This window comes from Micromonospora sp. WMMD1082 (assembly GCF_029626175.1).
Classification (GTDB): domain Bacteria; phylum Actinomycetota; class Actinomycetes; order Mycobacteriales; family Micromonosporaceae; genus Micromonospora.
In genome coordinates this window covers 5,442,460-5,468,651 of sequence record NZ_JARUBM010000002.1, presented here as the reverse complement: position 1 = coordinate 5,468,651, position 26,192 = coordinate 5,442,460, and the positions used below count along the sequence as shown (strand labels likewise).

The 26,192-nt window shown below is 72.9% G+C and carries 24 protein-coding genes and 3 riboswitches; of the genes, 15 read left to right on the top strand and 9 right to left on the bottom strand.

Going from position 1 to position 26,192, the window contains the following annotated elements; all coding sequences use genetic code 11:
* The first annotated feature begins 26 nt into the window (after positions 1-26).
* From O7615_RS25135 to O7615_RS25090, 10 genes are all read left to right on the top strand, one after another.
* Positions 27-605 carry a GNAT family N-acetyltransferase gene (locus O7615_RS25135; RefSeq protein WP_278180254.1) on the top strand — a complete coding sequence of 193 codons (579 nt, stop codon included), beginning with the start codon at positions 27-29 and terminating at the stop codon, positions 603-605.
* A gap of 66 nt (positions 606-671) precedes the next feature.
* A complete protein-coding gene (locus O7615_RS25130) occupies positions 672-1,385 on the top strand; it encodes a siderophore-interacting protein (protein WP_278180253.1) in 714 nt (237 codons plus the stop codon).
* Between the two features lie 22 nt (positions 1,386-1,407).
* The gene (locus O7615_RS25125) at positions 1,408-2,577 is read left to right on the top strand and encodes a siderophore biosynthesis protein (RefSeq protein WP_278182224.1); all 1,170 of its coding nucleotides are present in this window, start codon (positions 1,408-1,410) and stop codon (positions 2,575-2,577) included.
* An 82-nt stretch (positions 2,578-2,659) separates the two neighbouring features.
* A complete protein-coding gene (locus O7615_RS25120) occupies positions 2,660-4,303 on the top strand; it encodes an IucA/IucC family siderophore biosynthesis protein (RefSeq protein WP_278182223.1) in 1,644 nt (547 codons plus the stop codon).
* Entirely contained in the window at positions 4,300-5,946 is a 1,647-nt protein-coding gene (locus tag O7615_RS25115) for an IucA/IucC family protein (protein WP_278180252.1), read from the top strand. Before O7615_RS25120 ends, O7615_RS25115 begins: the two co-directional genes overlap by 4 nt.
* Positions 5,943-7,070 carry an alanine racemase gene (locus O7615_RS25110; protein WP_278180251.1) on the top strand — a complete coding sequence of 376 codons (1,128 nt, stop codon included), beginning with the start codon at positions 5,943-5,945 and terminating at the stop codon, positions 7,068-7,070. Before O7615_RS25115 ends, O7615_RS25110 begins: the two co-directional genes overlap by 4 nt.
* A 106-nt stretch (positions 7,071-7,176) precedes the next feature.
* Complete coding sequence (locus O7615_RS25105; protein WP_278180250.1) at positions 7,177-8,265, top strand: iron ABC transporter permease; 1,089 nt, start codon at positions 7,177-7,179, stop codon at positions 8,263-8,265.
* Between the two features lie 25 nt (positions 8,266-8,290).
* Positions 8,291-9,277: an ABC transporter substrate-binding protein gene (locus O7615_RS25100; RefSeq protein ID WP_278180249.1), complete on the top strand. Its 987-nt coding sequence runs from the start codon at positions 8,291-8,293 to the stop codon at positions 9,275-9,277.
* The gene (locus tag O7615_RS25095) at positions 9,274-10,059 is read left to right on the top strand and encodes an ABC transporter ATP-binding protein (RefSeq protein ID WP_278180248.1); all 786 of its coding nucleotides are present in this window, start codon (positions 9,274-9,276) and stop codon (positions 10,057-10,059) included. Before O7615_RS25100 ends, O7615_RS25095 begins: the two co-directional genes overlap by 4 nt.
* Positions 10,056-10,763, top strand: coding sequence for a class I SAM-dependent methyltransferase (locus O7615_RS25090; protein WP_278180247.1), 708 nt, complete (start codon positions 10,056-10,058; stop codon positions 10,761-10,763). The genes O7615_RS25095 and O7615_RS25090 overlap by 4 nt, the downstream gene beginning before the upstream one ends.
* On the opposite strand, the gene O7615_RS25085 is transcribed toward O7615_RS25090, so the two are convergent.
* Positions 10,735-11,640: a LysR family transcriptional regulator gene (locus tag O7615_RS25085; protein WP_278180246.1), complete on the bottom strand. Its 906-nt coding sequence runs from the start codon at positions 11,638-11,640 to the stop codon at positions 10,735-10,737. The genes O7615_RS25090 and O7615_RS25085 overlap by 29 nt on opposite strands.
* An 81-nt stretch (positions 11,641-11,721) precedes the next feature.
* Here O7615_RS25085 and O7615_RS25080 point away from each other — a divergent pair, with 81 nt between their 5' ends.
* Entirely contained in the window at positions 11,722-12,717 is a 996-nt protein-coding gene (locus O7615_RS25080) for an EamA family transporter (protein WP_278180245.1), read from the top strand.
* A 77-nt stretch (positions 12,718-12,794) separates the two neighbouring features.
* Here the strand turns inward: O7615_RS25080 and O7615_RS25075 are convergent, their stop codons facing one another.
* Both O7615_RS25075 and O7615_RS25070 read right to left on the bottom strand, forming a co-directional pair.
* On the bottom strand, positions 12,795-12,989 hold the full coding sequence (locus O7615_RS25075; protein WP_278180244.1) for a DUF397 domain-containing protein: 195 nt from the start codon (positions 12,987-12,989) through the stop codon (positions 12,795-12,797).
* Between the two features lie 11 nt (positions 12,990-13,000).
* Positions 13,001-13,837, bottom strand: a complete 837-nt coding sequence (locus O7615_RS25070) for a helix-turn-helix transcriptional regulator (protein ID WP_278180243.1) — start codon at positions 13,835-13,837, stop codon at positions 13,001-13,003.
* Between the two features lie 600 nt (positions 13,838-14,437).
* Between O7615_RS25070 and O7615_RS25065 the strand changes: the two genes are divergently transcribed.
* On the top strand, positions 14,438-14,713 hold the full coding sequence (locus tag O7615_RS25065) for a hypothetical protein (protein WP_278180242.1): 276 nt from the start codon (positions 14,438-14,440) through the stop codon (positions 14,711-14,713).
* Between the two features lie 224 nt (positions 14,714-14,937).
* On the opposite strand, the gene metE is transcribed toward O7615_RS25065, so the two are convergent.
* The 4 genes from metE to O7615_RS25045 all read right to left on the bottom strand — a co-directional run bounded on the left by metE (position 14,938) and on the right by O7615_RS25045 (position 22,027).
* Positions 14,938-17,175, bottom strand: coding sequence for a 5-methyltetrahydropteroyltriglutamate--homocysteine S-methyltransferase (gene metE / locus O7615_RS25060; RefSeq protein WP_278180241.1), 2,238 nt, complete (start codon positions 17,173-17,175; stop codon positions 14,938-14,940).
* Positions 17,176-17,282: 107 nt separating this feature from the next.
* Positions 17,283-17,513: riboswitch (cobalamin riboswitch) on the bottom strand.
* Positions 17,514-17,581: 68 nt separating this feature from the next.
* Positions 17,582-18,631 (bottom strand): ribonucleotide-diphosphate reductase subunit beta, encoded by a 1,050-nt coding sequence (locus tag O7615_RS25055; RefSeq protein WP_278182222.1) that lies wholly within the window; start codon positions 18,629-18,631, stop codon positions 17,582-17,584.
* Positions 18,628-20,967: a ribonucleoside-diphosphate reductase subunit alpha gene (locus O7615_RS25050; protein WP_278182221.1), complete on the bottom strand. Its 2,340-nt coding sequence runs from the start codon at positions 20,965-20,967 to the stop codon at positions 18,628-18,630. Before O7615_RS25050 ends, O7615_RS25055 begins: the two co-directional genes overlap by 4 nt.
* Positions 20,968-21,148: 181 nt before the next feature.
* Positions 21,149-21,358: riboswitch (cobalamin riboswitch) on the bottom strand.
* Positions 21,359-21,424: 66 nt separating this feature from the next.
* Entirely contained in the window at positions 21,425-22,027 is a 603-nt protein-coding gene (locus tag O7615_RS25045) for a histidine phosphatase family protein (RefSeq protein ID WP_278180240.1), read from the bottom strand.
* 119 nt (positions 22,028-22,146) lie between these two features.
* A riboswitch (cobalamin riboswitch) is annotated at positions 22,147-22,223 on the top strand.
* 55 nt (positions 22,224-22,278) lie between these two features.
* Between O7615_RS25045 and O7615_RS25040 the strand changes: the two genes are divergently transcribed.
* Genes O7615_RS25040 through O7615_RS25030 form a run of 3 tightly spaced genes read left to right on the top strand, consistent with a single transcriptional unit; the run spans position 22,279 to position 24,045 of the window.
* Complete coding sequence (locus O7615_RS25040) at positions 22,279-22,497, top strand: CbtB domain-containing protein (protein ID WP_278180239.1); 219 nt, start codon at positions 22,279-22,281, stop codon at positions 22,495-22,497.
* Between the two features lie 20 nt (positions 22,498-22,517).
* The gene (locus tag O7615_RS25035) at positions 22,518-23,279 is read left to right on the top strand and encodes a CbtA family protein (RefSeq protein ID WP_278180238.1); all 762 of its coding nucleotides are present in this window, start codon (positions 22,518-22,520) and stop codon (positions 23,277-23,279) included.
* The gene (locus tag O7615_RS25030; protein WP_278180237.1) at positions 23,257-24,045 is read left to right on the top strand and encodes a cobalt-precorrin-6A reductase; all 789 of its coding nucleotides are present in this window, start codon (positions 23,257-23,259) and stop codon (positions 24,043-24,045) included. Before O7615_RS25035 ends, O7615_RS25030 begins: the two co-directional genes overlap by 23 nt.
* On the opposite strand, the gene O7615_RS25025 is transcribed toward O7615_RS25030, so the two are convergent.
* Positions 24,033-25,553, bottom strand: coding sequence for a precorrin-2 C(20)-methyltransferase (locus tag O7615_RS25025; protein ID WP_278180236.1), 1,521 nt, complete (start codon positions 25,551-25,553; stop codon positions 24,033-24,035). The two genes, O7615_RS25030 and O7615_RS25025, sit on opposite strands and share 13 nt — an antisense overlap.
* Positions 25,550-26,179, bottom strand: a complete 630-nt coding sequence (locus O7615_RS25020) for a precorrin-8X methylmutase (protein ID WP_278180235.1) — start codon at positions 26,177-26,179, stop codon at positions 25,550-25,552. The genes O7615_RS25025 and O7615_RS25020 overlap by 4 nt, the downstream gene beginning before the upstream one ends.
* Positions 26,180-26,192: the final 13 nt, after the last annotated feature.

Genomic DNA, 26,192 nt, shown 5'->3' with positions numbered 1-26,192 from the left:
CTAACCAAACTTCTCGGGAGGGTTCGATGTCGTCGTCGCCCGCTGCGACCGAGGCGATCGGCGGTCTGGACAGCACGGTCGTCGTCACCGACCAGGTCGACCTTGAGGCGCTCGCCCAGGTCTACCGTCGGGTGCACGCCGCAGACCTCCACCTGGTCGACCACAGCGTGCCGACCGTGACGGAGCGCCTCCGGTGGACCGCCGAGGCGCCCGGCTTCGAGGCCGCCCTCGGCTATGTCGACGGCCACCTGGCGGGGACGGTGATGGGCTGTCCACTGCCACCGGAGACGCTGTGGTGGCGCGACCTGACCTCGACACACGATCCCGACCTCGCGATCGAGTGGGAGGGGCGCACCTTCGCCGTGTGCGAGGCGTTCGTGCTGCCCGAGTTCCGCCGGCATCGTCTCGGCCTCCGGATGACGACCGAGCTGCTGGCCCGGCGCCGCGAGGAGCGGGTCGCGCTCGCGGTCGCCGAGACCAACACCCGGGTGTGGCACGCGCTGCAACGGATCCGGTTCGACCACGTCGGCGACCTCGTCCCGTTTCCGGGCTGGCGCTCGCACCGGATGTTGGTGCGGGCGCTGCCGCTGACCTCCGCTCCGTGAGCGGGTCACAGCTCTGAGCGGGTCACAGCTCTTCGTCACCCGAACGCATCCATGGTGGAGGAACACGTGAAACGGAACTGGGAAGCCCTCGTGCTCAAGGCGTTCGGGGGCAGGAATTTCCAGCTGACCGTCCTGGAGAGCGAACCGGTCGGCGACCGTTACCAACGGTTGCTCGTCGACGGGGGCGAACTCCTGCGCACGTGCGGTATCCACCCCACCATGTGGATCCGGCTGTGGTTCGACAACGACGGCCGCCCTCATCAGCGGGCGTACACCCTGGTCGACCCGGACGCGGCGAGCGGGCGCTTCCACCTCGTGTTCGCCCTGCACGACGGCTGCGCCGCGCGGTGGGCCACGACGGCCCGGCCGGGAGACACCATCGAGGCGACCGTGCAGGGCAGCGCCTTCACCCTGCCCGACCCGGCGCCGGCCCGCCTCTACCTGGTCGGGGACGCGGCGTCGCTGCCGGCGGTGAACAGTCTGCTCGACGTCGCCGGGCCCGCGTCGGCGCGGATCTGGATCGAGTACGCCCACGACGGCGAGCGCACCCTGCCGCTGCGGACCCGCCCGCACGACGACGTGGTGTGGGTGCCGCGCCGCGACGAGGGCGACCACCTGGTGGAGGCGGTCACCACGGCCCTCACCACCGTCCAGGACGACGCCCTGTACTGGGTGGCGTGCGAGGCCGCCAGCACCCGCAGCATCGTCAAGCACCTGAGGCGGGGTCTCGGCGTCGGCAAGGAGCAGGTGGAGGCGCTGGCCTACTGGCGCGCCCGGTGACGGGTCGCCGCGCCGGCTCGTGATGCTGTACCTGACCGCCCTCAATCCGACCGACGCCGTGCTCGACGGCCTGCTGCCGGCCGCCGACTCCCTCGGCGTGCCGGTCACCGTGCTCACCGACCGGCCCGACGACTGGCCCCGAGCGGTGCCGGCGCGGCCCTGCGCGGTACGGGATCCGGACGCCGTCACCGAGGCCGTCCGGGCCGGGCCGACGGCGGTGGGTCTGCTCTCCAACAGCGACCACCTGCAGGCCGCGACCGCGCTGGCGGCCGGCCGCCTCGGTCTGCCCGGGAAGGATCCCGAGGCGGCGCGGCGCTGCAAGGACAAGGCCGCCATGCGGCGGGCCGTCGCCGGGGCGGGCCTCGACGTCGTACGTGCCCGGGTGCTCACGCCGGATCAGGCGCCGGCGTTCGACGCCTTTCCCGCCGTGGTCAAGCCCCGCGACGGGGTCGCCAGCGAGGACGCCTACCTGGTCACCGACGAGGACGACCTCGGCCGTCGGGTCGCCGAGATCCGCCGGCGCCGCCCGGGCGCGCCGCTGGTGGTCGAGGAGTACCTGCCCGGCGACGTCCGGACCCACGACACCCTCGGTGACGCCCGGACGCTGGCCGTGCTCGGTGGCTGGCGTACCACGCTCGGCCCGCCGCCCACCTTCACCGAGCAGTGCCTGGAGTGGGCACCGGCGACCCCGGCGGTCGCCGCCGGAGTGCACGCCCAGCTGGACGCGCTCGGGGTACGGTTCGGCGCCTGCCACACCGAGTTCGTCGTGCACGACGGGCGGCCCCGCCTCATCGAGGTCAACGACCGGCTGATCGGCGACCGGATGGACCTCATCCTCGCCGAACTGCTGGGGGTGCCGCTGTTCGAGTACGTCATCCGGCTGCACCTCGGCGAGGCCGTGGCCGACCTCGGCCTGCCCGACCCGACCACGCTCGGGCGGACGGCCCGGGTCGAGTACGTCTGCGCCGACCGGAGCGGCACCCTCGTCGCCGCCCCCGGGCACGTCGACGCGCTCCGCGACGGGGTGCGGCTCGGCTGCCGCCCGCTGCGGGCGGTGGGCACCGCTGCCGGGTGGACCGGCACCAACCGGGACTACCTGGCCGTGCTGCACGGCATCGGGCCGGACCCGGTCACCGTCCGCCGTACGCTGGCCGACTTCCGCGCCGGCCTCGACTGGCTGATCGCCCCGTGACCGAGCGCAAGCGAGCGAACCATCAACGCAGTGCGGAAGAGCCTCGCGGCGTCGCCGACCGCAGGGAGGCGGCGGCGTGAGCATGCGCGAGCGAGCGAACCATCAACGCAGTGCGGAAGAGCGGGAGGTGTTCCGCCGGGTGCTGGACGCCCTGCTGCGGGAGGACCATCTCGGCCTGAGCAGCCGGGGCGGGCCCGACCGCCCCGGCTGGTGGCAGGCGCCCCACCGCGCCGGCCGGTTGCGCCTTCCGGTACGCCCCGACGGGTTCCAGCATGCCGTCCGCCTGGCCCGCGCGGAGGCGCACCTCCACGAGCCCGGTCATCCGGCCCGGCGGGTCGACACGGTGGCGGAGCTGCTGGACCTCCTCGCGCCGGAGGCCGACGCCGAGGCCGAGGAGGGCTGGCGTGCCTTCGTCGCCGAGTGCCGGCAGGACCTGCTGGCCCGCCGGCTGGCCGCCGAGACCCGGTCGCGCACGTACGCCCGGGTCGCCGCCGCCCGCGCCACCACGCCGGCCGGTCTCGCCGGCGCGCTGCTCGACGACGTGCTCGCCGCCCACGCCGGCCATCCCGTCTACCCCACCGACCGGTGCCGCCACGGCCTCGACGCGGACGAACTGCGCCGGTACGCACCCGAGCACGCTCCCACGTTCGCCCTGCGGTGGCTGCCCGTGCCGGCCCGGGAGCTGCGGCTGAGCGGCCGGCTGCCCGACTGGTGGCCGACCCCCCGCCGCACCGGGGAGGTGCTGCTGCCGGTGCACCCGCTCACCGCCGACCGGGCCGACCTGCCGGTCCTCGACCGCCCGGCCGTCACCGTACGGCCCACCCTGTCGATGCGGACCGTCGCCCTCGACACCGATCCGGCGACGCACCTGAAGCTCCCGCTGCCGACGGCGACCCTGGGCGCGCGCAACCGCCGTACCCTCGCACCCGACTCGCTCTCCGACGGGGCGGCGGTGGCCGGGCTGCTGGACCGCCTCGCCGCCGGCGAGCCACGCTTCGCGGGCCGGATCATCCACGCCGACGAGCGCACCTTCGGCCACTGTGGCGACGACGAACTCCGGTCCTTCCTGCTGCGCCGCCTGCCGGCCGGGTGGGAACGGGCGACGGTGGTGCCGGTGGCCGCCCTCGCCGCGGCCGATCCGACCACCGGTACGGTGGCCCAGCGGGTCGGCGGTGGCGATCCGGCACGGCTGCTCGGCTCCTATCTGGATCTCCTGCTCGACTGGCACGTGTTCCTCTGGTTACGGTACGGAGTGGCGTTGGAAGCACATCCGCAGAACATCCACCTGGTGCTGCCGCCCGACGGTCCGGTCCGGCTGCTCTACAAGGACAACGACGGGGCCCGCCTGGATCGGCGGCACGCGGAGACGGTGCGGCTGCGCGACGAGCGGATGTGGATTCGCCACCCACGGGAGCTGGCCGACATGTTCGTCACTATCACCATTCACCTGGCCGCCGCGGCGCCGCTGCTCGCCCTCGCGGAGCAGGGCGTCGACGTGCCCACCCCCGCCGAGGCGCTCCCGCCACGGCTGCGCGCCGCCCGCGACCGGTGGGGCGACACACCCGCCACCCGGCGCCTCGTCGACCGGGTGCTCACCGCCGACCGGCTGCCCGTCAAGGCGATGCTCACCGCGGGCACGCTGCTGCCCAAGCACCGGCTCGGCTGCACCGACGTGAACAAGCACTACCTGCGCACCGGCCCCAACTACCTGCGGAGCGACTCGTGAGGGGTCGGACGGCCGAGGCCGCCGCCCAGCCGGTGCCGGCGGAGCAGCCGCTGCCGGCGGAGTACGCGGCCGACCTGGCCGCCGCGCACACACTGCTCTCCTGCTACCTGCGGGAGGTCGCCGCGCCCGACGGGGAGGCCGAGACCACCGGCACGATCGTACGCATCCGGCTGCCGCACCTCGGGCTGACGCTCTCCTGCCGGCTGTCGCGGGTCTCCCCCGTCCTGGCACACCGCTACGTCGGCCCCGTCCGGTGCCGGGCCACAGTGGACGGCACCGCCGTCACGGGCGGTGCATTGCCCGACGAGCCGGTCGACGGCGCGCGGCTCGCGCGGCTGCTCGCCGCCGAGCTGACCGCCCGCACCGGCCTGGCCAACGACGAGTTCGTCGCCCAGGTGCTCGGCAGCCGCGACACCCTCGCCACGCTGCTGCACCGGCGTCCGCCGGCCGATCCCACCCCGACCGGTGACCCGGTGGTCGACACCTACGTCGACTCCGAGCAGTCCCTGGTGCACGGGCATCCACACCATCCCAGTCCGAAGTGGCGCAGCGGTGATCCGGCGAGCTGGCACCGCTATGCCCCGGAGTTGCGCAGCGCCTTCCGGCTGAGCTGGCTCGCCGTCCCCGCCGACCTGCTGGCCGGTGACGGGCCGTTCGACGAGCTGATCGCGCCGCTGGACCCACCCGCCGCGCCGCCCGGGCACCACCTGCTGCCGGTGCACCCCTGGCAGCTGTCCCTGATGCCACCGGCCGATCCTCGGTTGCGCCGCCTCGGTCCGGCCGGCGTGCCGGTGCGCCCGACCGCGAGCGTCCGTACCCTCTACGCGCCGTCGGCCGACCTGTTCCTCAAGACCAGCCTGCACGTACGCATCACCAACTGCCTGCGCAAGAACGCGCGCTACGAGCTGACCGGTGCGGTGGCGCTGACCCGGTTCCTGGCCGGTGTGCCACTTCCCGAGCGGATCGGTCTGCTCGCCGAGCCCGGCTACCGGACCGTCGACCTGCCCGGGCCGGACGAGGCGTACGGCACGATCCTGCGTACGGGCCTGCGCGAGCACCTGCGGCCGGGCGAGACGGTGCTGCTGGCCGCCGCCCTGGCCGCGACACCGCTGGCCGTGCCGGACCCGTTGGACTGGTGGCGGGCCTACGTCGACCTTCTGGTCCCCACGGTCCTGCGGCTGTGGCTGCGCCACGGCGTCGTGCACGAGGCGCACCTGCAGAACGTCCTGGTGGTGCTGGATCCGGACGGCCGTCCGGCGCGCCTGCTCCTGCGTGATCTCGAAGGGCTCAAGCTCGACACCGGCCGCCTGGCGACCTGGCCCGACCGGGTGCCCCGGCAGGCCGCCTACACCACCGCCCAGGCGGCGCGGCGGGTCACCTACTGCCTGTTCGTCAACCATCTCGCCGGTCTCGCCGCCGCCCTCGCCGACGCTCATCCCGGCACCGAGCATCGGCTGTGGCGCCACGTCCGCCGGGCCGTCGAGGCGTGCCACGCGGAGCTGGGCGAGCCGGCCGAACTCGCGCCGCTGCTCGACGGCGCCCCGCTCACGGCAAAGGCGAACCTGCTGGTCCGCTGGCGCCGGGAACCGGACCAGTGGGCGCCGTACGTCGCGGTGCCCAACCCGCTGGGCGGTGCCGGGTGACCCGACCGGCGTACGTCTACGACCTCGCCGCCCTGGCCGGCCACGCCGCCGCCGTCCGGGCGGCCCTGCCCGAGCGGGTCGAGCTGCTCTACGCCGTGAAGGCCAACCCCGACCCGGGGATCCTGCGGACCCTCGCGGGCACGGTCGACGGTTTCGAGGCCGCCAGTCGCGGCGAACTGCACCACCTGGCCGCCGTGCTGCCCGGCCGGCGGGTGGCCGCCTTCGCCGGACCGGGCAAGACCGAGGAGGATCTCGCCGCGGCACTGGCCGCCGAGGTGGCCCGGGTGCACGTCGAGTCCGCCACGGAGCTGCACCGCCTCGCCGGGCTGGCCCGCGCCGCCGGGCGTACGGTCGACGTGCTGTTGCGGGTCAACCTGCCCGTCGCCACGCCGGGCGCGGTCCTGGTGATGGGCGGCGCGGCGAGCCCGTTCGGGATGGACCCGCAGGAGGCGGTCCGGCTCACCGACGACCCGCCGGCCGGGGTCCGGGTACGCGGCGTGCACGCCCACCTGGCCAGCGGGCTCGACCCGGCGGCCGCTGCGACGGTGGCGCGCGGGGTGACGGAGTGGGCGGTGCGGCACCTGCGCGCCGGGGAGGTGAACGTCGGCGGCGGCATGGCCGTCGACTACCGCCACCCGGATCGCCGCTTCGACTGGCACACCTACGGCCGGCTGCTCGGCGAGGTGCTGGCCGAACACCCGACGGTCCGCCTGCGGATCGAGCCGGGTCGCGCCGTGAGCGTCTACTGCGGCTCGTACCTGACCGAGGTCGTCGACGTCAAACGGTCCCAGGGCCGGTGGTTCGTGATCGTCGCGGGCGGCACCCACCACCTGCGGACCCCGGCCGCCAAGGGGCACTCCCAGCCGTTCGTCGTGGTGCCCCGGGGCGGGGCCGGGCCCCGGACCGACGGCGGCCCGGTCACCGTCGTCGGCCAGCTCTGCACGCCGAAGGACGTGCTGGCCCACCCGGACGACGGCGACCCGATCGCGGTCGGCGACGTCCTCGTCTTCGGGATGGCCGGTGCCTACGCGTGGAACATCAGCCACCGCGACTTCCTGCTGCACGATCCGCCGAACTTCACCACCGGTGACCCGCTCGCTCTCGCCCGCGTCTGGGGCCGCTGACCTCCCGCTCGGTGAGCAACGACTCATCCGCCTTCCGCTGCCCTGATCTTGCTGCTAGCTTTTGCCAAGTATTTGCAAGAACCAAGGGAATGCAGATGGGGGTACGGTGACCGTCACCGCCCTGCCGACGGGCCGGCCGGACCTGCTCGGCGTCGCGGCACAGCGCCGCCGGACCGGGCTCTGGCTGCTCGCCCTGGCGGTCGGGCTGATCCTGACCGGGGTGGCCGCGGTCGGCTCCGGCGCGATCGGGATCCCCCCGGCGACCGTGGCCCGGATCATCGGGCACCACCTCGTCGGCCTGCCCGGCGAGGTGACCTGGACGCCGCCGCAGGAGGCCATCGTCTGGCAGGTCCGGCTGCCCCGGGTCCTGCTCGGCATGCTGGTCGGCGCCGGACTGGCGGTGTGCGGCGTGGCGTTGCAGGCCATGGTGCGCAACGTGCTGGCCGACCCGTACCTGCTCGGCATCAACTCCGGCGCCTCCAGCGGGGCCGCCGCGGCGATCCTGTTCGGGGCCGGCGCGGGCTTCGGGCAGTACGCCCTGTCCACCAGCGCCTTCCTCGGCGCGCTCGGTGCGTCGCTACTGGTCTTCCTCATCGCGCGCAGCGGTGGGCGGGTGACCTCGATCCGGTTGCTGCTCTCCGGCGTCGCCGTCGGCTACGCGCTCTACGCCACCACCAGCTTCCTGATCTTCGCCTCCGGCTCCGCCGAGGGCGCCCGGTCGGTGATGTTCTGGCTGCTCGGTTCCCTCGGGCTGGCCCGGTGGAACGCCCTGCTGCTGGTGGCCGCGGTCGTGCTGTGCGGCATGATCGGCTACCTGACCATCGCCGGTCGACGGCTCGACGTGCTGGCCATCGGCGACGAGACCGCACAGACCCTCGGCGTGTCACCCGACCGGTTCCGGCTCCGCCTGCTCGTGCTGGTGTCCCTCAGCGTCGGTGTGCTGGTCTCCGCCGCCGGCAGCATCGGGTTCGTCGGCCTCGTCGTCCCGCACCTGGCCCGGCGCATCGTCGGGGCACCGCACGTACGCGTGGTGCCGGTCGCCGCCCTGCTCGGCGCCATCCTCCTGGTCTGGGCCGACGTGCTCGCCCGCGTCCTGCTGGCTCCCCAGGAGATCCCGATCGGGATCATCACCGCCCTGCTCGGCGCCCCCTTCCTGCTGATCCTGATCCGGCGTCTGCACGCCACCGACGCCTGAGCACCCGATGAGTCGAGGAGAATCGATGAAGGCAACCCGTCTCGCCGGCACCGCCGCCGCGTCCGCCCTCATGCTGCTGGTCGCCGCCTGCGGCGGGGCCGCCGACGAGCCGACCGCCACCGGCCCGGGCTACCCGGTCACCGTCACCAACTGCGGCGTGGACGTGACCTTCGACGCCGCGCCCCAGCGGATCGTCCTGCTCAAGAGCGCGGCCGTGCCGTACCTGCACTCGCTCGGCGTCATGGACCGGGTCACCGCCCGGGCCGGGCAGTACCCCAGGGAGTACTACGACGCCGCCACCCTCGCCGAGCTGGACCGGATCCCGCTGCTCACCGACAAGACCGACACCAGCGGCCACCTGCAGATCTCCAAGGAGGTCGTGATCAGCCAGGAACCCGATCTGGTGCTCGGCGAGGTCGACAACCTCTCCCGCGACACCCTCTCGGCCGTGGACATCCCACTGCTGGAGGAGCCCGCGATGTGCCCGAACACCACGGCCACGCCCACCTTCGACGACATCTACGCCCAACTGGAGACGTACGGCCGGGTGTTCGGTCGTGAGGCGGCGGCCGCCGATGCCGTCGGCGCGCTCAAGGAGCGGATGGCGACGATCCGGGCCGGGGCGGGTGCCTCGTCCGGCCGCACCGCGGCGGTGCTGTACCCGACGGTCGGCGGCGGCGTCACGTACGCGTACGGCACCGCCAGCATGGCCCACCCGCAGCTGGAGGCCGCCGGCCTGCGCAACGTCTTCGGCGACACCCCGGAACGGGTCTTCGAGGTCACCGTCGAGGAACTGCTCGGCCGCAACCCCGACGTGCTCATCCTGCTCTACGGCGACGGCGACCCGGCGGCGGTCGAGCAGGGCCTGACCGGCCTCCCCGGCGCCGAGCAGCTCACCGCCGTCCGCAACGGCGACGTGCTGACCCAGCTGTTCAACTTCACCGAGCCACCGACCCCCCTGTCGATCGACGGCCTCGACCGGATCGTGCAGCGGTTCGGGACCGGCGCGTGATCCGGGCGACCGGGGTCTCCTGGCACTACGGCGCCAACCCGGTGATCGACGGGGTCAGCGTGACCGCGCGCCCCGGTCGCGTCCTCGGGCTGATCGGCCCGAACGGCAGCGGTAAGACCACGCTGCTGCGGCTGCTCTACGGCGCGCTACGCAGCGGCACCGGGCGGGTCGTCGTGGACGGCGACGACCTGTCCGCCCTGCCGCCGCGCGAGGCCGCGCGCCGGCTGGCCGTGGTCGTGCAGGAGACCGGCGGCGAGACCGCCCTCACCGTGGCGGAGCTGGTGCTGCTGGGCCGGGGCCCGCACCTGTCCACCTTCCAACGGACCGGCCGGACGGATCACGAGATCGCGGCGCGCTGCCTGACCCGGGTCGGCGCCGCCCACCTGGGTTCGCGGGCGTTCGCCCGGCTCTCCGGCGGTGAGCGGCAGCGGGTGCTCATCGCCCGCGCACTGGCCCAGCAGGCCACCCACCTGCTGCTCGACGAGCCCACCAACCACCTCGACATCCGTTACCAGCACGAGATCCTCCGCCTGGTGCGCCACCTCGACACGTGTTCCGTCGTCGTGTTGCACGACCTGAATCTGGCCGCCCGCTACTGCGACGACCTGGTGCTGCTCGGTCAGGGCGGGGTCGTCGCCGCCGGCACCACCGACAAGGTCCTCGACCCGGCCGTGTTGGAGCCCGTCTACGGCATCGGCATCCAGCGGCTCGAACTTGACGGCGCCATCCACCTGCTGTTCCACCCCGTCGACCAGCCCGCTGTGGAGAGGAGTGCCGCATGACGGCGCAGGACCGGATCAACGCGTACTGGACCGGCCGCGCGCCCGGCTACGACGAGTACCAGCGACGGCCCGACCGCCTCGCCGCCGACCAGCGGGCCTGGGCACAGGTCTGGGCCGAAGCCCTGCCACCGGCGCCGCTGGACGTGCTCGACGTCGGCACCGGCACCGGGCAGGCCGCCATGGTGCTGGCCGGACTCGGCCACCGGGTCACCGGCATCGACCTCGCCGAGGGCATGCTGGACCGGGCTCGGGTGCACGCCGCCGCGATGGTCGCCGGCCCGGTCATCCGGCACGGCGACGCCGTACGCCCGGACTTTCCGGCCGCCAGCTTCGACGCCGTCGTCAGCCGCTACGTGATGTGGACGCTGCGCGAGCCGGAGACGGCGGTGGCGAACTGGATCCGCCTGCTGCGCCCCGGCGGCACGGTCGCGGTGGTCGACAGCACCTGGTTCCCGCACGGCCTGGACGACGCCACCGAGAACTTCGCCGACCACTACGACGGCGAGGTCCGGGCGGCGCTGCCGCTGGCCACCGCGACCTCCATCGACCAGACCGTGGCGGTGCTGGAACGGGCGGGCCTGACGAAGGTCGCGGCCACGCCGCTGCGGTCGATCTACGAACTGGACCGGCGGTACGGCGTGGCACCGCACCACGAACATCGGATGCAGTACCTGGTCACCGGGTTCCGCCCGGCCGGTCAGTAGCCGCCTCCCGGAGCGCGGCGAGCGCGGTTCGCACCGCCGGTGTGTGCTCGACCGCATCGTGCACCACCACGTGGATCGACCGCATCGGCGTGGGGCGGACCAGCCGGACACTGGTCACGCCGTCGGGCAGCGTCGCCGCGGCGAGCGCGGGGAGCACCGTGAGACCGATGCCGGCGCCGACGAAGGCGAGCGCCGTCGGGTAGTCGTGCGCCTCGACCCGGAACGTGGGGCTGAAGCCCGCGGCGGTGCAGGCTTCGATGAGGTTGGCGCGGCACCAGCCCCGGGCGAAGTCGTTGTCGATCCAGCGGTCGTCGGCGAGGTCGGCCAGGTCCACCGCCTCCCGGTCGGCGAAGCGGTGCCCGGCGGGCAGCGCGGCGACGTAGGAGTCGTCGAGAAGGTGGTGGGCGGTGAAGCCCGAACCGGGGTCGAAGCCGGCGGGCGCCACCATCACCTGGAGGTCGGCGCGTTCCTCCCGGCTGTTCGGGATGTGCTCGCGCAGTTCCAGGTCGAGCCGGACGCCGGGGAGGTCGGCGGTGATCCGCCGCACCACGAGCGGCATCCACGCCGCGCCGACCGACGCGAAGTAGGCGATGGACAGGACACCGGTGCGACCCGATCGCAGGTCGGCGATGAGCGACTCGGCCTCGCCGAGGCGGGCGAGCACCCGGTCCGTCTCGGCGGCCAGGGCGTGCCCGGCGGCCGTGGGTCGCAGGCCCCGCCCGACCCGGGCGAGCAGGGTGAGGCCCGTCTCGCGCTGGAGCGCGGTGAGGTGCTGGCTGACGGCGGAAGGGGTGTAGCCCAGGTTCGCGGCGGCCGCCTGGACCGACCCGGACGCGACGACGGAACGGAAGACCCGGAGGCGGTGGACGTCGAGCACGCCGCAACTATAAAGCGCTACTGAACTGTCGTGTAGAAATAGTCGCTGGTCCTTAAGAGTCAGCCGGATCAGAATCACCGCATGACCCGCTCCGAGACCACCGCCCGCACCCGGGACGCCGCCGGGGACGCCCCCGCCCGGCCCGCCGATCGGCCCCGGTCCTGGCCGATCGGCGCCGCCGCCGGGACGACGGTGCTGCTCTGGGCGTCGGCGTTCGTCGGCATCAGGTTCGCCGGGCACGACTACTCCCCCGGCGCCATGGCGCTGGGCCGGATGGCGGCGGCGTGCATCGCGCTGAGCGCGTTCGTGGCCCTCACCACCGGCGCCCGACGCCGCAGCGGGCGCCCGGGGCACGGCACGCCGGAACCGGGCGGCCCGGCGTCCCGCCGCTCCGGCCGGCCCGGTGGACGGACCCTGGGGCTCGTCGCGCTCTGGGGCGTGGCCTGGTTCGGCGGGTACAACGTGGCGCTCAACGCCGCCGAGCGGCTGGTCGACGCCGGGACGGCGGCACTGCTGGTGGCGGTCGCGCCCATCCTGGTCGCGGTGGCCGCGATCCTCGTCCTGGGCGAGCGGCTCACCGGCCGGCTCGGCGTGGGGGTGGCGGTCGCCTTCGCGGGCGTGGCTCTGATCGCCGCCGGCGGCTTCACCGGGCACGCCGACAAGGTCGGCGTCGCGCTGGCGGTGTTCTCCGCCATGCTGTACGCCTTCGGCGTGCTGCTCCAGAAACGCCTGCTGGCACGCGTGGACGCCGTGCGGATGACCTGGCTCGGCGCGCTGGCCGGCACGGTGGCCCTGCTGCCGTTCGCCCCCGCGCTGCTCGGGGAACTCGCCACGGCCCCGCCAGCGGCCACCCTCGGCATGCTGTACCTGGGCGTCTTCCCGACCGCGATCGGCTTCCTGACCTGGGGCTACGTCCTGTCCCACTGGACCGCGGGTCGCACCACCGCCACGACCTACCTGGTTCCGCCGGTGACCGTCCTGCTCTCCTGGACGCTGCTGGGCGAGATGCCGGCGGCGCTCTCCCTGCTGGGCGGTGCCCTCTGCCTCACCGGCGTGGTCCTTGCCACGCGCCGCTGACGCCGCCCTGCCGTGTCGGCCCGGGCGGTCCCGTGCGGGAGCACCACCCGGCGCGGCGATGTCAGGTCTGCCGTTGCTCAGGCGTCGAGGCTGCCGGTCTTGATTCCCTGGACAAAGCCGGCCCACTGGTCGGCGGTGAAGGACAGCACTGGGCCCTGCCGGTCCTTGCTGTCGCGGACCATGACGACCTGGGGCGGTGTGGCGACCTCGACGCAGTTGCCGCTGGAGCCGGACCTGGTGCTCTTGCGCCAGGTGACGCGAGGCAGGTCCATGCCGTGGCCTCCTAGGTGATCAGGTCTGCTGCAATCGCACGCAGCGTATCTCGCGTGGGCTTGGGTGCCAGCGCAAGGGCTTGTAGTTGTTCGTGCGCTGCGGCGTAGGCGGCGATCTCCCCTGGACGTTCCAGGTATAGCGCCCCGGTCAGGGTGTCGACGTAGACCATGCGCTCCTCGGCTGCGTCCGGGTAGGGTTCGGGCATCGGCGGAAAGTCGAGGATCACGAAACTGCCATCGAACCCGACGCCAGCCGAGTAAGGCAGCAGCTGAATCTGGACGTTGCTCCGTGTGGACTCCTCCACCAGTCGTGTGAGCTGCTGGTGCAGTACCTCCGGACCGCCAACCATCCGGCGGGCCGCGCCCTCGTCGATGACCACGCGGAGCATCGGCGGGTCGTCGACCGTCAGGATGGCTTGCCGCTCCATCCGCAGCGCGACCTGTCGCTCAACCTCGCCGTCTCGCATCGGGACCGGCGCACCCTCGAAGGCTGCCCGCGCGTATTCCTCGGTCTGCAACAGGCCGGGCACCATCTGGCACTCGTAGGTGCGGATGACGGACGCCTCGGACTCCATCCCGACATACGCGGCGAACCAGTCGGGCAAGACGTCGCTGTACCGCTGCCACCACCCGCGCTGCTTCGCCTGACGAGCTACCGCGATCACTGCTTCGGCCTGGGCACCTTCCACGCCGTACAGCGACAGCAGGGCCCGCACGTCGTTCGGGTGTGGCCGGACCTCGGCCGTCTCGATTCGGCTGAGCCAGCTCGCGTCATGGTCGACGCGCCTCGCCGCTTCCGCTGACGTGATCCCTGCTCTGTCACGGAGTTGCCGGAGGGTCAGCGCCAAGCGTCGGCGCCTGACGGTAGGGCTCTGACGTGGAGGCATGACCGTCATCTTGCCATGCGAAAAACCTGACTTCCCTTCGCAGACACGCAGAAGGAAAGTCGACGATCCGCATATTGCGGATTGCCCTCGTGCATGGGACGGTGTTGCCGGGTGTGGTGGTCGGATGACCGTGCGTGGCCCGGCTGCCGCGCCCCTATCGACAAGGGGGCCAGATGAGCCGGCACATGACCTACGACCAGTTCCTGCTTGGCGCAGCGTTCACGCTTGCGCGCAGGCACCGTCCGACGTGGAATCACATCCCCAGGCGGGCGACCTGCCGATGCGGACGGGATCTCCGCTGCCGAGCCACGTACCGGGTGCCAATCAACCGGGGCTACTGGCCGAGGGAGGCGCCATGACCGCGCACGGGCCGGTGCTGCCCATCTGGACCTGTGCCGGGTGTGGTGCTCCCTGGCCATGCCGCACCCGTCGGGCTGAGCTGCAAGCCGAGTACGACAAGGCTCCGGTGTCCCTGGCGCTCTACCTGGGCTCGTGCATGCTGGCAGCCAGTCAGGACATGGGATGGGCTCCGGCCGGGCAGTTGCACCGAAGGTTCCTCGGATGGCTACCGTGACCACACTCCGCGCTGGCGACCTGCTCCGTGTAGGGCCTGAGGCCAGCGTGCAGTTCTTCCGGCCGATCCTGTTCCGCGTGATCCGGGTGCTGGATCGGACCACCTACGACGGGTGGATCTGGCTCGAAGGCTACGAGTTGAACCCGGCAGGGGAAGCGGTCAACCGGCGGGCCATCTTCGTCCAGCCGGCTGGGCTGCGGATCGCCCCGACACCCGTGATGGTCGGGCAACCGAGGCGGAAGAGGCTCCCAGCCGGCGCGTGACGATCTCAGTCGTATGGGCGGTTGTCCCGCGCCTCCGGATCGGCCGAGAACGTGTGGAGTTCCGTAGCGCCATCGTCGGCAGACAACCACACGGGGTGCCACGCCTTCGCGGCGGCAGCGTTGCGGACAGCGGTACGGCAGTGTGGGCAGCCAACGTGCAGTGGCTGCCCCTGCCGTGGCGCGCCGGGCGGTCCCGTACGGAAGGACCGCCCGGCGCAACGATGTCAGGTTCCGCGTACCTCGGTGGCGGCCGTGACCAGGTGCCGCAGGGACGCCTCGACCTCGGGGTAGCCGCGGGTCTTCAGGCCGCAGTCCGGGTTCACCCACAACCGCCGGGCCGGCACCGCCGCGACGGCCCGGCGCAGCGCCTCGATGACTTCGTCCTGCGGCGGCACCCGGGGTGAGTGGATGTCCCACACCCCGGGGCCGACACCCCGGCCGTAGCCGATCGCGGCGAGGTCGTCGAGCACCTCCATCTTGGAGCGGGACGCCTCGATGCTGGTGACGTCGGCGTCGAGCGCGTCGATGGCGGTGATCACCTCGCCGAACTCGGAGTAGCAGAGGTGGGTGTGGATCTGCGTGTCGTCGGCGACGCCGCTGGTGGCCAGGCGGAACGCGGCGACGGCCCAGTCCAGGTACGCCTGCTGGTCGGCCCGGCGCAGCGGCAGCGTCTCGCGCAGCGCCGGCTCGTCGACCTGGATGACCCGGATGCCGGCGGACTCCAGGTCGTGGCACTCGTCGCGCAGGGCGAGCGCGACCTGGTCGGCGGTGTCTGCCGAGGGCTGGTCGTCCCGGACGAACGACCAGGCCAGGATGGTGACCGGGCCGGTGAGCATGCCCTTGACCGGCTTGCTGGTCAGCGACTGCGCGTAGGTGGACCACGCGACGGTCATCGGCGCCTTCCGCGCCACGTCGCCGTAGATGATCGGCGGGCGTACGCAGCGGGAGCCGTACGACTGCACCCAGCCGTGCTCGGTGGCGGCGAACCCGTCGAGCTGCTCCCCGAAGTACTGCACCATGTCGTTGCGTTCCGGTTCGCCGTGCACGAGCACGTCCAGTCCCAGCCGCTCCTGTAGCCGGATGACGTGCTCGACCTCGGCGCGCATCCGCGCCGTGTACCCCGCGTCGTCGAGGCTGCCCGCGCGGTGCGCGGCCCGGGCCTTGCGCAGCTCGGCGGTCTGCGGGAACGACCCGATCGTGGTGGTCGGCAACTCCGGCAGCCCGAGCCGGTCCTGCTGCCGGGCGGCCCGGCTGGCGTAGTCGCCGCGCTGCCGGTCGGTGGGGCGCAGCGCGGCCAGGCGTCCCCGGACGTCGTCGTGGCGCCAGGCCGCCGGGATGGGCGGCAACGGCGCGGGCAACGCGGTGGTGCCGTCGCGCAGCGCGCGGCCGAGCAGGACGACCTCGTCGACCTTCTGCCGGGCGAACGCGAGCCGCTCGGACAACTGGGGGTCGAGGCGGGTCTCGCCGGACAGGTCGACCGGGACGTGCAGCAGGGAGCAGGACGTGGCCACCGCGACCTGGTCGGCCAGCCCGGCGACCGTCGCTCCGGCCGCGACGGCGGCCCGCAGGTCGGTACGCCAGATGTTGCGGCCGTCGACCAGGCCGGCGACGATGGTCCGGCCACCCAGCGGGCCGGCGGCGGCGAGCCGGTGCAGGTTGCCCGGCCCGGCGACCAGGTCCAGGCCGATGGCCTCGACCGGCGTGTCCAGCAGGGCCGGTAGAGCGTCGCCGAGTTCGCCGAAGTAGGTCGCCACGAAGATCTGCGGCCGCCGCGCCAGCTCACCGAGCCGGGTGTACGCGCGGCGAAGGGCGTCGATCTCCGCCGGGCTACGGTCGGCGACGTAGGCGGGCTCGTCCAGCTGCACCCAGGCAACCCCCGCCTCGGCCAGCGCGGTGAGGATCCGGGCGTACGTCTCGACCAGGTCGTCGAGGCGGGCGAACGGATCGTCGCCCTTGGCCAGCAGCAGGAACGTGGCCGGCCCGACGAGCACCGGTCGGGTGGTGATGCCCAGCTCGCGGGCCTCGGCGTACTCGCCCAGCGCCTTCGCCGGGTTCGCGGTGAAGACGGTGTCGGCGCCGATCTCCGGCACCAGGTAGTGGTAGTTGGTGTCGAACCACTTCGTCAGCTCCAGCGCCGGCTCGGCGTCGACGCCCCGGGCCATGGCGAAGTACGTGTCCAGCGCCGACAGGCCCAGCCGGGCGAACCGGGCCGGGATCGCGCCGACGGCCACGGCGGTGTCGAGCACGTGGTCGTAGTAGGAGAAGGTGTTCGACGGGATCGCGTCGAGGCGGGCATCGCGCAGCGTACGCCAGACCTCGGCCCGGAGCCGGGCGGCGGTGCTCTCCAGATCGCCGGCGTCGACGGTGCCGGCCCAGTACGCCTCCACGGCCTTCTTCAGCTCGCGGTGGGGGCCGATGCGCGGGTAGCCGAGCACGGTGCTGCGACCAAATGCGGTGGTCATCCAGGGGTCCTTCCCTCGAAGTGCCCGGCGGCACGGGAGGGGAGGCAGGTAGGTCGGGTACCGGCTTCCGCCCTGGCCCTCCCGAGAGGCCGCCGACGGCGCACACCGGCGGCGTGCGCAGCGCTGGCAGGTCTTCGGACTCGTGGGCCTGACACCGGGTCACCTCGTGACACCGGGTCGCCTACTGGCCGTCGCTTCCCAGACCTCGCGGTCCAGTGCTCTGTTGACGGCGGTCGTTCCCACTCACCGCTGCGGGGCAGTCCCGGTCTCGCACCGGGTTCCCTCTTACGACGTCCCCACCGCCAGGGCCGGGACGAACCAACACCGTTGACCATCATATGCGCCCCGCGGGCCGCCCGGCGAGATCGAGAAGATCGTCACCGGGCGGCCGTTGGTGCGGCGTCGGTCAGAAGTCGTCGTCGAAGGCGACCGTGCCGGTCACCCCGACCTGGTACGCCGACACCCGCCGCTCGAAGAAGTTGGACAGCTCCTGCACGTCCTGCAACTCCATGAAGGCGAACGGGTTCTTCGACCCGTACAGCGGTGCGATGTCGAGCTGCGCGAGCCGGCGGTCGGCCACGTGCTGGAGGTACTCGCGCATGTCGGTCAGGGAGAGCCCGGACACGCCCTGTTCGAGCAGGTCCTCGGCGAACTGCACCTCGCACTCGACCGCCTCGGCGAGCATCTCGCGTACCTGGCCGGCGAGGTCGTCGTCGAACAGGTCCGGCTCCTCCCGGCGCACGGTGTCGACCACGTCGAAGGCGAAGGCCATGTGCATCGACTCGTCGCGGAACACCCAGTTGGTGCCGGAGGCGAGACCGTGCAGCACCCCCCGGGACCGCAGGAAGTAGACGTAGGCGAACGCGCCGTAGAAGAACAAGCCCTCAATGCAGGCCGCGAAGCAGATCAGGTTCAGCAGGAACGCCCGCCGGTCGTCCCGCGTCCTCAGCTCCCGCAGCTCGAAGATCGAGTCGATCCAGCGGAAGCAGAACTCGGCCTTGCGGCGGATCGACGGGATGTTCTCCACCGCGGCGAACGCCTCGTACCGCTCCTGCTCGTCGGGCACGTAGGTGTCCAGCAGGTTGAGGTAGAACTGGACGTGCACCGCCTCCTCGAACAGCTGGCGGGACAGGTAGAGCCGACCCTCGGGGCTGTTGACGTGCTGGTAGAGGTTGAGCACCAGGTTGTTGGCGACGATGGTGTCGCCGGTGGCGAAGAACGCCACCAGCCGGCTGACCAGGTGCCGCTCCGCCGGGGACAGCTTGGCCAGGTCGGCGAGGTCGGAGTGCAGGTCGACCTCCTCGACGGTCCAGGTGTTCTTGATCGCGTCCCGGAACCGGTCGAAGAAGTGCGGGTAGCGCATCGGCCGCAGGGTCAGGTCCATGCCCGGGTCGAGCAGCAGGTGCCGCGAGCCGGCGCTGCTGGTGCTGGTGCTGGGTTCGGAAACGGTGGTCATTGGCATGCCTCGCAGCTTTCGGGGTTTTCCAGGGAGCAGGCCAGCGCCTCGTCGTCGGTCACCGTGACGAGCGGTGTGACCGCCCGGGTGGCGGTCGGCGTGACGGCGACGGTGGCCTGCTGGATCCGCGTCGCCGGGCGCGAACGCAGGTAGTAGGTGGTCTTCAGCCCGGACTTCCAGGCGTACAGGTACATCGAGGAGAGCTTGCCGATGGTCGGCGCGCTCATGAACAGGTTCAGCGACTGCGACTGGTCGATGTACGGCGCGCGGGCCGCCGCCAGGTCGATCAGGGCCCGCTGCGGCAACTCCCACGCGGTACGGAACAGCTCCCGCACGTCCGTCGGCAGCTCGGCGATGGCCTGTACCGACCCTTCGGCGCGTTTGATCTGCTCGCGGATGGGTGCCGTCCAGAGCCCGCGCGCCTTCAGCTCGCGGACCAGATAGGTGTTGATCTGGAGGAACTCCCCGGACATCGTCTCCCGCTTGAACAGGTTGGACACCTGCGGTTCGATGCACTCGTAGCAGCCGGCGATCGAGGCGATCGTCGCGGTCGGCGCGATCGCCACCAGCAGCGAGTTCCGCAGGCCGTGTGCGGCGATCGTCTCGCGCAGCGCGGCCCACCGCGGCACCTGGGTGACGTCGGCGCCCCAGAGGTCGGGGTGCAACTCGCCCCGGGCCGCCCGGGTCTCGGCGTACGCCGGATGCGGGCCGAACCGCTCGGCGAGCCCGGCCGACGTCTCCAGCGCGGTCAGGAAGACCTCCTCCTGCACCCGGGTCGACAGCTCCCGGGCCTGCGCGGAGTCGAACGGCAGCCGCAGCGTGAAGAACGCGTCCTGCAGACCCATCAGCCCGAGCCCGACGGGGCGCCAGCGGGGGTTCGACGCGGCGGCCTGCTCGGCCGGGTAGTAGTTGATGTCGATCACCCGGTCGAGGAAGACCACCGCCGTGCGGACGGTCGCGCGCAGCCGCTCCCAGTCGACCCCGTCGGCGGTGACGTGCGCGCCCAGGTTGACCGACCCCAGGTTGCAGACCGCGGTCTCGGCGTCGTCGTTGACCTCCAGGATCTCGGTGCACAGATTGGACAGATGGATGGTGTTGCCCGGCCCGCCGGTCTGGTTGGACAGCCGGTTCGAGGCGTCCTTGAACGTCATCCACCCGTTGCCGGTCTGCGCGAGGGTGCGCATCATCCGCCCGTACAGCTCGCGGGCCTTGACGGTCCGGACCGCCTTCTTCTCCGCCGCCCGGTACGCCTCGTCGAACGCCTCGCCGAACAGGTCGGGCAGCTCCGGCGCCTCGGAGGGGTCGATCAGCGACCAGTCGCCGTCCGCCTCGACCCGCCGCATGAACTCGTCCGGGATCCAGTTGGCCAGGTTCAGGTTGTGCGTACGCCGGGACTCCTCGCCGGTGTTGTCCCGCAGCTCCAGGAACTCCTCGATGTCCGGATGCCACGGCTCCAGGTACACGCAGGCCGCGCCCTTGCGACGGCCGCCCTGGTTGACCGCCGCCACCCCGGCGTCGAGCGTCTTGAGAAACGGCACGATGCCGTTCGACCGGCCGTTGGTCCCCCGGATCAACGCGCCACGACCCCGCACCCGCGACCAGGAGATGCCGATGCCGCCGGAGAACTTCGACAGCTTCGCGACCTGGTGATAGCGCTCGTAGATCGAGTCCAGTTCGTCGCGCGGCGAGTCGACCAGGAAACACGACGACATCTGGGTGTGCCGGGTACCGGAGTTGAACAGCGTCGGTGAACTCGGCAGGTAGGCCAGGCTCGACATCAGCCGGTAGAAGTCGATCGCCTCGCCCGGCGACTCGGAGAGCCCGCAGGCGACCCGCAGCAGCCAGTACTGCGGGGTCTCCACCACCAGCCGGGTCTCCGGATGCCGCAGCAGGTACCGGTCCGCGACCGTACGCAGGCCGAAGTACTCGAACCGCAGGTCACCATCCGGGTCGATGGCGTCGTCCAGCTTGCGCGCGTTGCGGGCCACGAACTCCGCGGTGCCGTCGCCGATCAGCCCCAGGCCGTGCGCGTACCGGATCGACTGGCTGAAGCTCGCCACCTGCTGCCCGCGCACCTCCTTGTCCACGTACGCGGCCAGCAGTCGGGCGGCCAGCTTCGAGTACTGCGGCTCCTCGCCGATCAGCTCCGCCGCCGTCTGGATCGACAGCTTGTCCAGCTCGGCGGTGGTGGCGCCGTCGTACAGGCCGCTGATCGTCTTCGTCGCCACCCGCAGCGGATCGATCTCGTCCAGGTCGGCGACCCAGCGCTCCACCGCCTTGACGATCTTGTTGACGTCCACCGGCTCGGTGGCGCCGTTCCGCTTGCGGACCTGCATCACGTGCCGGCGTAGCTCCGGCCCCGCCTGCTCCTGGGTCACCGTCACGGTCCCCCTCCTCACGCCCGTCCCCAAGGTCGAGGGCGCGCAGGGAGGACGCCGCCGGTCACCCGACGGCAGGCTTGCCCGGCTGACCAGCTGGTGGCGTCGGCCGTCCCGCGCGGCCTTCGACCGCCGCACGCGACGCGTGCGGCGCACTGGCAGGTCTTCGGACTCGTGGGCGTCGTGCTCGCGTCTACTGGCCGTCGCTTCCCAGACCCGGCGGGCCCAGTGCTTGTGTGACGGCGGTCGTTCCCACTCACCGCTGCGGGGCAGTCCCGGACTTCCACCGGGTTCCCTGTTGCCTCGACCACCGTGGATTGACGGTCGAACCAGCTGCGGCTAACACCATATATGGGCACAGCAGAAAGTTGGCAACACCAGATGGTGTGTCGGGCGAGTCACAGCGCCGGGTCGCTCACGGCGCGCGTCGTCGCCCTGGACGCCCCGCGTGGTCCAGCCGGCCCGCCGTCGTCCGCAGCGTCCAGCGCCCGGGGTCGCCGCGGAGCACGGTCGCGGTCAGCGGCGCGATGTCGATCCGCCAGAACGATGCCGGCCCGGCGCCGATCGCGTTCACCACCAGGGCACGGATCACCATCGGATGGGTGACCGCGACGAGCGTGCGTACGGTGCCGGGCACGGCACGCAGCCAGTGGCCGGTCCGGTCGAGCAGGTCGTGCAGCGATTCGCCGCCGTGCGGGGCCGCCCGCGCCTCGGTCAGCCACGACTCGACCTCGGCCGGCCGCTCGGCCACCAGGTCGTCGAGCGTACGACCGGCCCAGCGGCCGAGATCGGCGTCGCGCAACCCGTCGTCGACGGTCGGCGCGAGCCCGAGCGCGGCGGCGGTCTGCACGCAGCGCCGCGCCGGCCCGCAGCGGACCTCGTCGGCCCGGGGCAGCAGCTGGGCCAGGGCGGTCGCGTCGGCCAGCCCATGCGCGTCGAGGGGCTCGTCCCGGGGAAAGGCGACCGCCCGGGTGGCCGCCGTGGGCGCGTGGCTGACCAGCACCAGCCGGGTCTTCATGGCTTCTGACCTCCGCCCCTCGGTGCCGGCGGGTGCCTTCCGGCCCACTGCGGTTCGTGTCGGCGCGTTGACACCCCCGCCCGGCCGGCCGTAGCGTCCGGGGGCACAGCGACGTGGGAGGAAGCCGGTGAGACTCCGGCACGGTCGCGCCACTGTAACCGGTCATGGGCTCAGCTGCCCTGGCCGGGAGTCAGACCCTCCCCCGTCGCCGAACCCGCTATGGGACGCGTGATCCCGAGGAGGTCGCTGTCATGGCCGACGTGTCACTACCCACCCCCGCCGCCGTACCCCGACCGGCCGCCATTCCGTTGCGTGAGATCGCGCCGTGGGCCGTCTTCGGCACGGTGCTCGCGGCCGTGCTGCTCTACTTCGTCGGCGTGGAACAGGGCGTGCTCGCCGTGTTCTCCGGCGAAGTGCTGCACGAGTTCGTGCACGATGGCCGCCACCTGCTCGGTTTCCCGTGTCACTGAGCCCGGCGGGAGACTCCATCATGTCCACACGCTCGCTTCTCGTCCGGGGCATGCTCGTCGGCCTCGCCGCCGGTCTCGCCGCCTTCGTCTTCGCCGTCCTCGTCGGTGAGGGCCCGGTCGGGCAGGCCATCGACTTCGAGGCCACGCAGGCCGCCGCGCACGGTCACGGCGGCGACGACGAGCCCGAACTGGTCAGCCGCACGGTGCAGAGCACGGTCGGCCTGGCCACCGCCACGCTGGTGTACGGTGTCGCGCTCGGTGGCCTGTTCGCCCTCGCCTTCGCGGTCGCGTACGGCCGGATCGGCCGCTTCAGCCCCCGGGCGACCGCCGCGCTCGTCGCACTCGGCGGCTTCGTGACCATCGCGTTCGTCCCGTTCCTCACGTACCCGGCCAACCCGCCGGCCACCGGTGATCCGGACACCCTCGGCCAGCGGACCGGCCTGTACTTCCTCATGATCGTCATCGCGGTGGCCGGTGCTCTCCTCGCCCTCCACCTCGGACGGTGGCTGCGCCCTCGCTACGGTGTCTGGAACGCCACCATCGCCGCCGTGGGCGCCTACGTCGTGCTCATCGCCGTCGTCCAGTTCGCCCTACCGACGATCAGCGAGGTCCCCGACGGCTTCCCCGCGCTCGTGCTCTGGGAGTTCCGGCTCGCCTCGCTCGGCACCCAACTCGTCACCTGGACCGTGCTGGGGCTGCTCTTCGGCGCGCTCGTCGGGCCCGCCAGGAGGGCGCCCACCGTCCCGGCCGAGAGGGCGCGTGTCGGCGCCGACCCCGCGTAGCGGTACGGCCGGCCGGCGACGGGTCCTCATCCTCGGTGGCACCGCCGAGGCACGGGCCCTCGCCGCCCGGCTCGCCGACGAGCCGGCGACCACGGTGATCTCCTCGCTGGCCGGCCGGGTCGCCGATCCCCGGCTGCCGGTGGGCGAGGTACGCATCGGCGGGTTCGGCGGTGCGCCGGGACTGGCGCGGTGGCTCAGCGAGAACCGCATCGACGCGGTGGTGGACGCGACCCACCCGTACGCCGCCCGGATGCGGGTCGCCGCGGTCGACGCCGCCGCCACCGTCGGCGTACCGCATCTGCGGCTGGAGCGACCGGGCTGGTCGGCGCGGCACGGCGACCGGTGGCACCGGGTGCCCGACGTGGACGCCGCGGTACGCGCGCTGCCCGCGCTCGGTCGACGGGTGCTGCTGACCACCGGCCGGCAGAGCCTGCCGGCATTCCTGCCACTGACCGGGCTGTGGTTCCTCGCCCGGGTCGTCGACGCGCCCGCCGGGCCGGTGCCCGCCCACGTCCGGCTGCTGCGCAGTCGCGGCCCGTATACCGTCGACGGCGAGCTGGACCTGATCCGCGCCCACCGGATCGACGTGCTGGTGACCAAGGACAGCGGTGGCCCGCTCACCGAGGCGAAACTCGCCGCGGCCCGCCGGCTCGGGCTGCCCGTGCTGATGATCGACCGCCCGGCCGCGATCGCCTCCTCGACGGCGGTGGCCACCGTGGAGCAGGCGCTGGGCTGGCTGTCCGCCCGGCACGCTCAGCCGGGGTAGCTGCGCGGCGTCCACACCGCCACGGATCCGTCGCCCCTGGTGCTGACCTGGGTCGTCGACGAGCCGACGATCAGCAGGCAGCGCATGTCCACCGTGTCGGGGTCGAGGTCGGTCAGGGTGGTGACGGTGATCGTCTCGCCCGGCCGACCGACGTCGCGGGCGACCACCACGGGCGTCTTCGGGTCACGGTGACGCGCCAGCACGTCGCGGGCCGCGCCGACCTGCCAGCGGCGGCTGGCCGAGGCCGGGTTGTAGAGGGCGAGGACCAGGTCGGCCGCAGCGGCGGCCGCGAGGCGGGCCTCGACCACCGGCCAGGGCTTGAGCCGATCGGAGAGGGACAGCACCGCGAAGTCGTGCCCGAGCGGCGCGCCGATCCGGCTCGCCGCGGCCTGCGCCGCGGTGAGGCCGGGCAGCACCCGCACCGGTACGTCCGAGAAGCGGGCCTCGGCGGTGGCCACCTCGTAGACCGCGCTGGCCATCGCGAAGACCCCGGGATCGCCGGAGGAGACGACCGCCACCCGGGCTCCGGTGAGCGCCAACTCCAGGGCATGGGCGGCCCGGTCCGTCTCCACCTGGTTGCCGGAGGTGTGCCGCTGCTGGCCGGGACGCACCGGCACCCGGTCGACGTAGGGCCCGTAGCCGACCAGGTGCTCGGCCTCGCGCAGCGCCCGCGCCGCCTCCGGGGTGAGCCACCGGGGCCCGGCCGGGCCGAGGCCGACGACCGCGACCTCCCCAACCCGCCCGGCAACCGGGGCCGGCGACGCGTCCCGGGCGACCGCGCTGGTCGGGCTGGGCAGCAGGGCCAGGGAGAAGTACGGCACCTCGTCCGCCGACACCTCGGCCATGGGTGCCTGCCGGCCCTTCGCGGAGGTGGCCCGCTCCACGTACCACGTCTCGGGCAGCCGGCCGGCGTCGGCGACGGCGGCCCGGACGTTGTCGAAGGTCCGGCCCAGCTTGAGCACGGCGGCGGCGTCGGTGTCGGCGAGCCGGCGGGCCAGTTCCTCGGCGGGCAGCGTGCCGGGCAGGACGGTCAGCACCTCGTCGCGTTCGACCAGCGGCCGGCCGAGCACGGCGGAGGCGGCGCTGACCGAGGTGACGCCGGGCACGACCTCGGCCGGGAACCGGTGCGCGAGGCGTTCGTGCAGGTACATGTAGGAGCCGTAGAACATCGGGTCGCCGGCGCAGAGCACCACGACGTCCCGCCCGGCGGCGAGGTGGGCGGCCAGCCGCTGCGCGCTGTCGTCGTAGAACTGGCGGATGACCCCCTCGTAGCCGGCCGGATCATCGGTGCCCTCGGTGGTGACCGGGTACACCAACGGCTCGTGGCGGTGGTGTTCGCGCAGCAGCCCGGCGACGATGGACCGGGCGATGCTGCGGCCGTGCCGGGCCGAGTAGTAGGCGATCACGTCGACCTCGGCGATCAGCCGGGCGGCCTTGACCGTGAGCAGTTCCGGGTCGCCGGGGCCGACACCGACGCCGTAGAGGGTGCCCGGTTGCGTCAACGTCACTCCACCTCGCTCGCGATGCCGTTCACCGCCGCCGCGGTGACGGCGCTGCCGCCGCGACGCCCGTGAACGACCAGGTACGGGATGCCGGCCGGGTGCCCGGCGAGGGCCCGCTTGGACTCGGCCGCGCCGATGAACCCGACCGGCACACCGACCACGGCCGCCGGCCGCCCGAGACCGGAATCGATCATCTCCAGCAGTCGGAACAGCGACGTGGGAGCATTGCCGATCGCCACCACCGCCCCGTCGAGCCGCTCCCCCCACAGCTCCATCGCCGCGGCGCTGCGGGTGGTACCCCGCCGCCGGGCCAGCTCCGGCACCGCCGGGTCGCGCAGCGTGCAGAGCACCTCGTTGCCGGCGGGCAGCCGGGCGCGGGTCACCCCGGCGGCGACCATCGCCGCGTCGCACAGCACCGGCGCACCGGCCCTGAGCGCCGCATGACCGGCGGCGACCACCTCGGGGTGCGCCTCCACGTCGTCGACCAGGTCGACCATGCCACAGGCGTGGATCATCCGGACCACCACCCGGGACACGTCAACGGGGAACCGGGACAGGTCGGCCTCGGCGCGGATGGTGGCGAACGAACGGCGGTAGATCTCGGCACCGTCACGGACATAGTCGTAGCTCATGCCGGCACTCCGC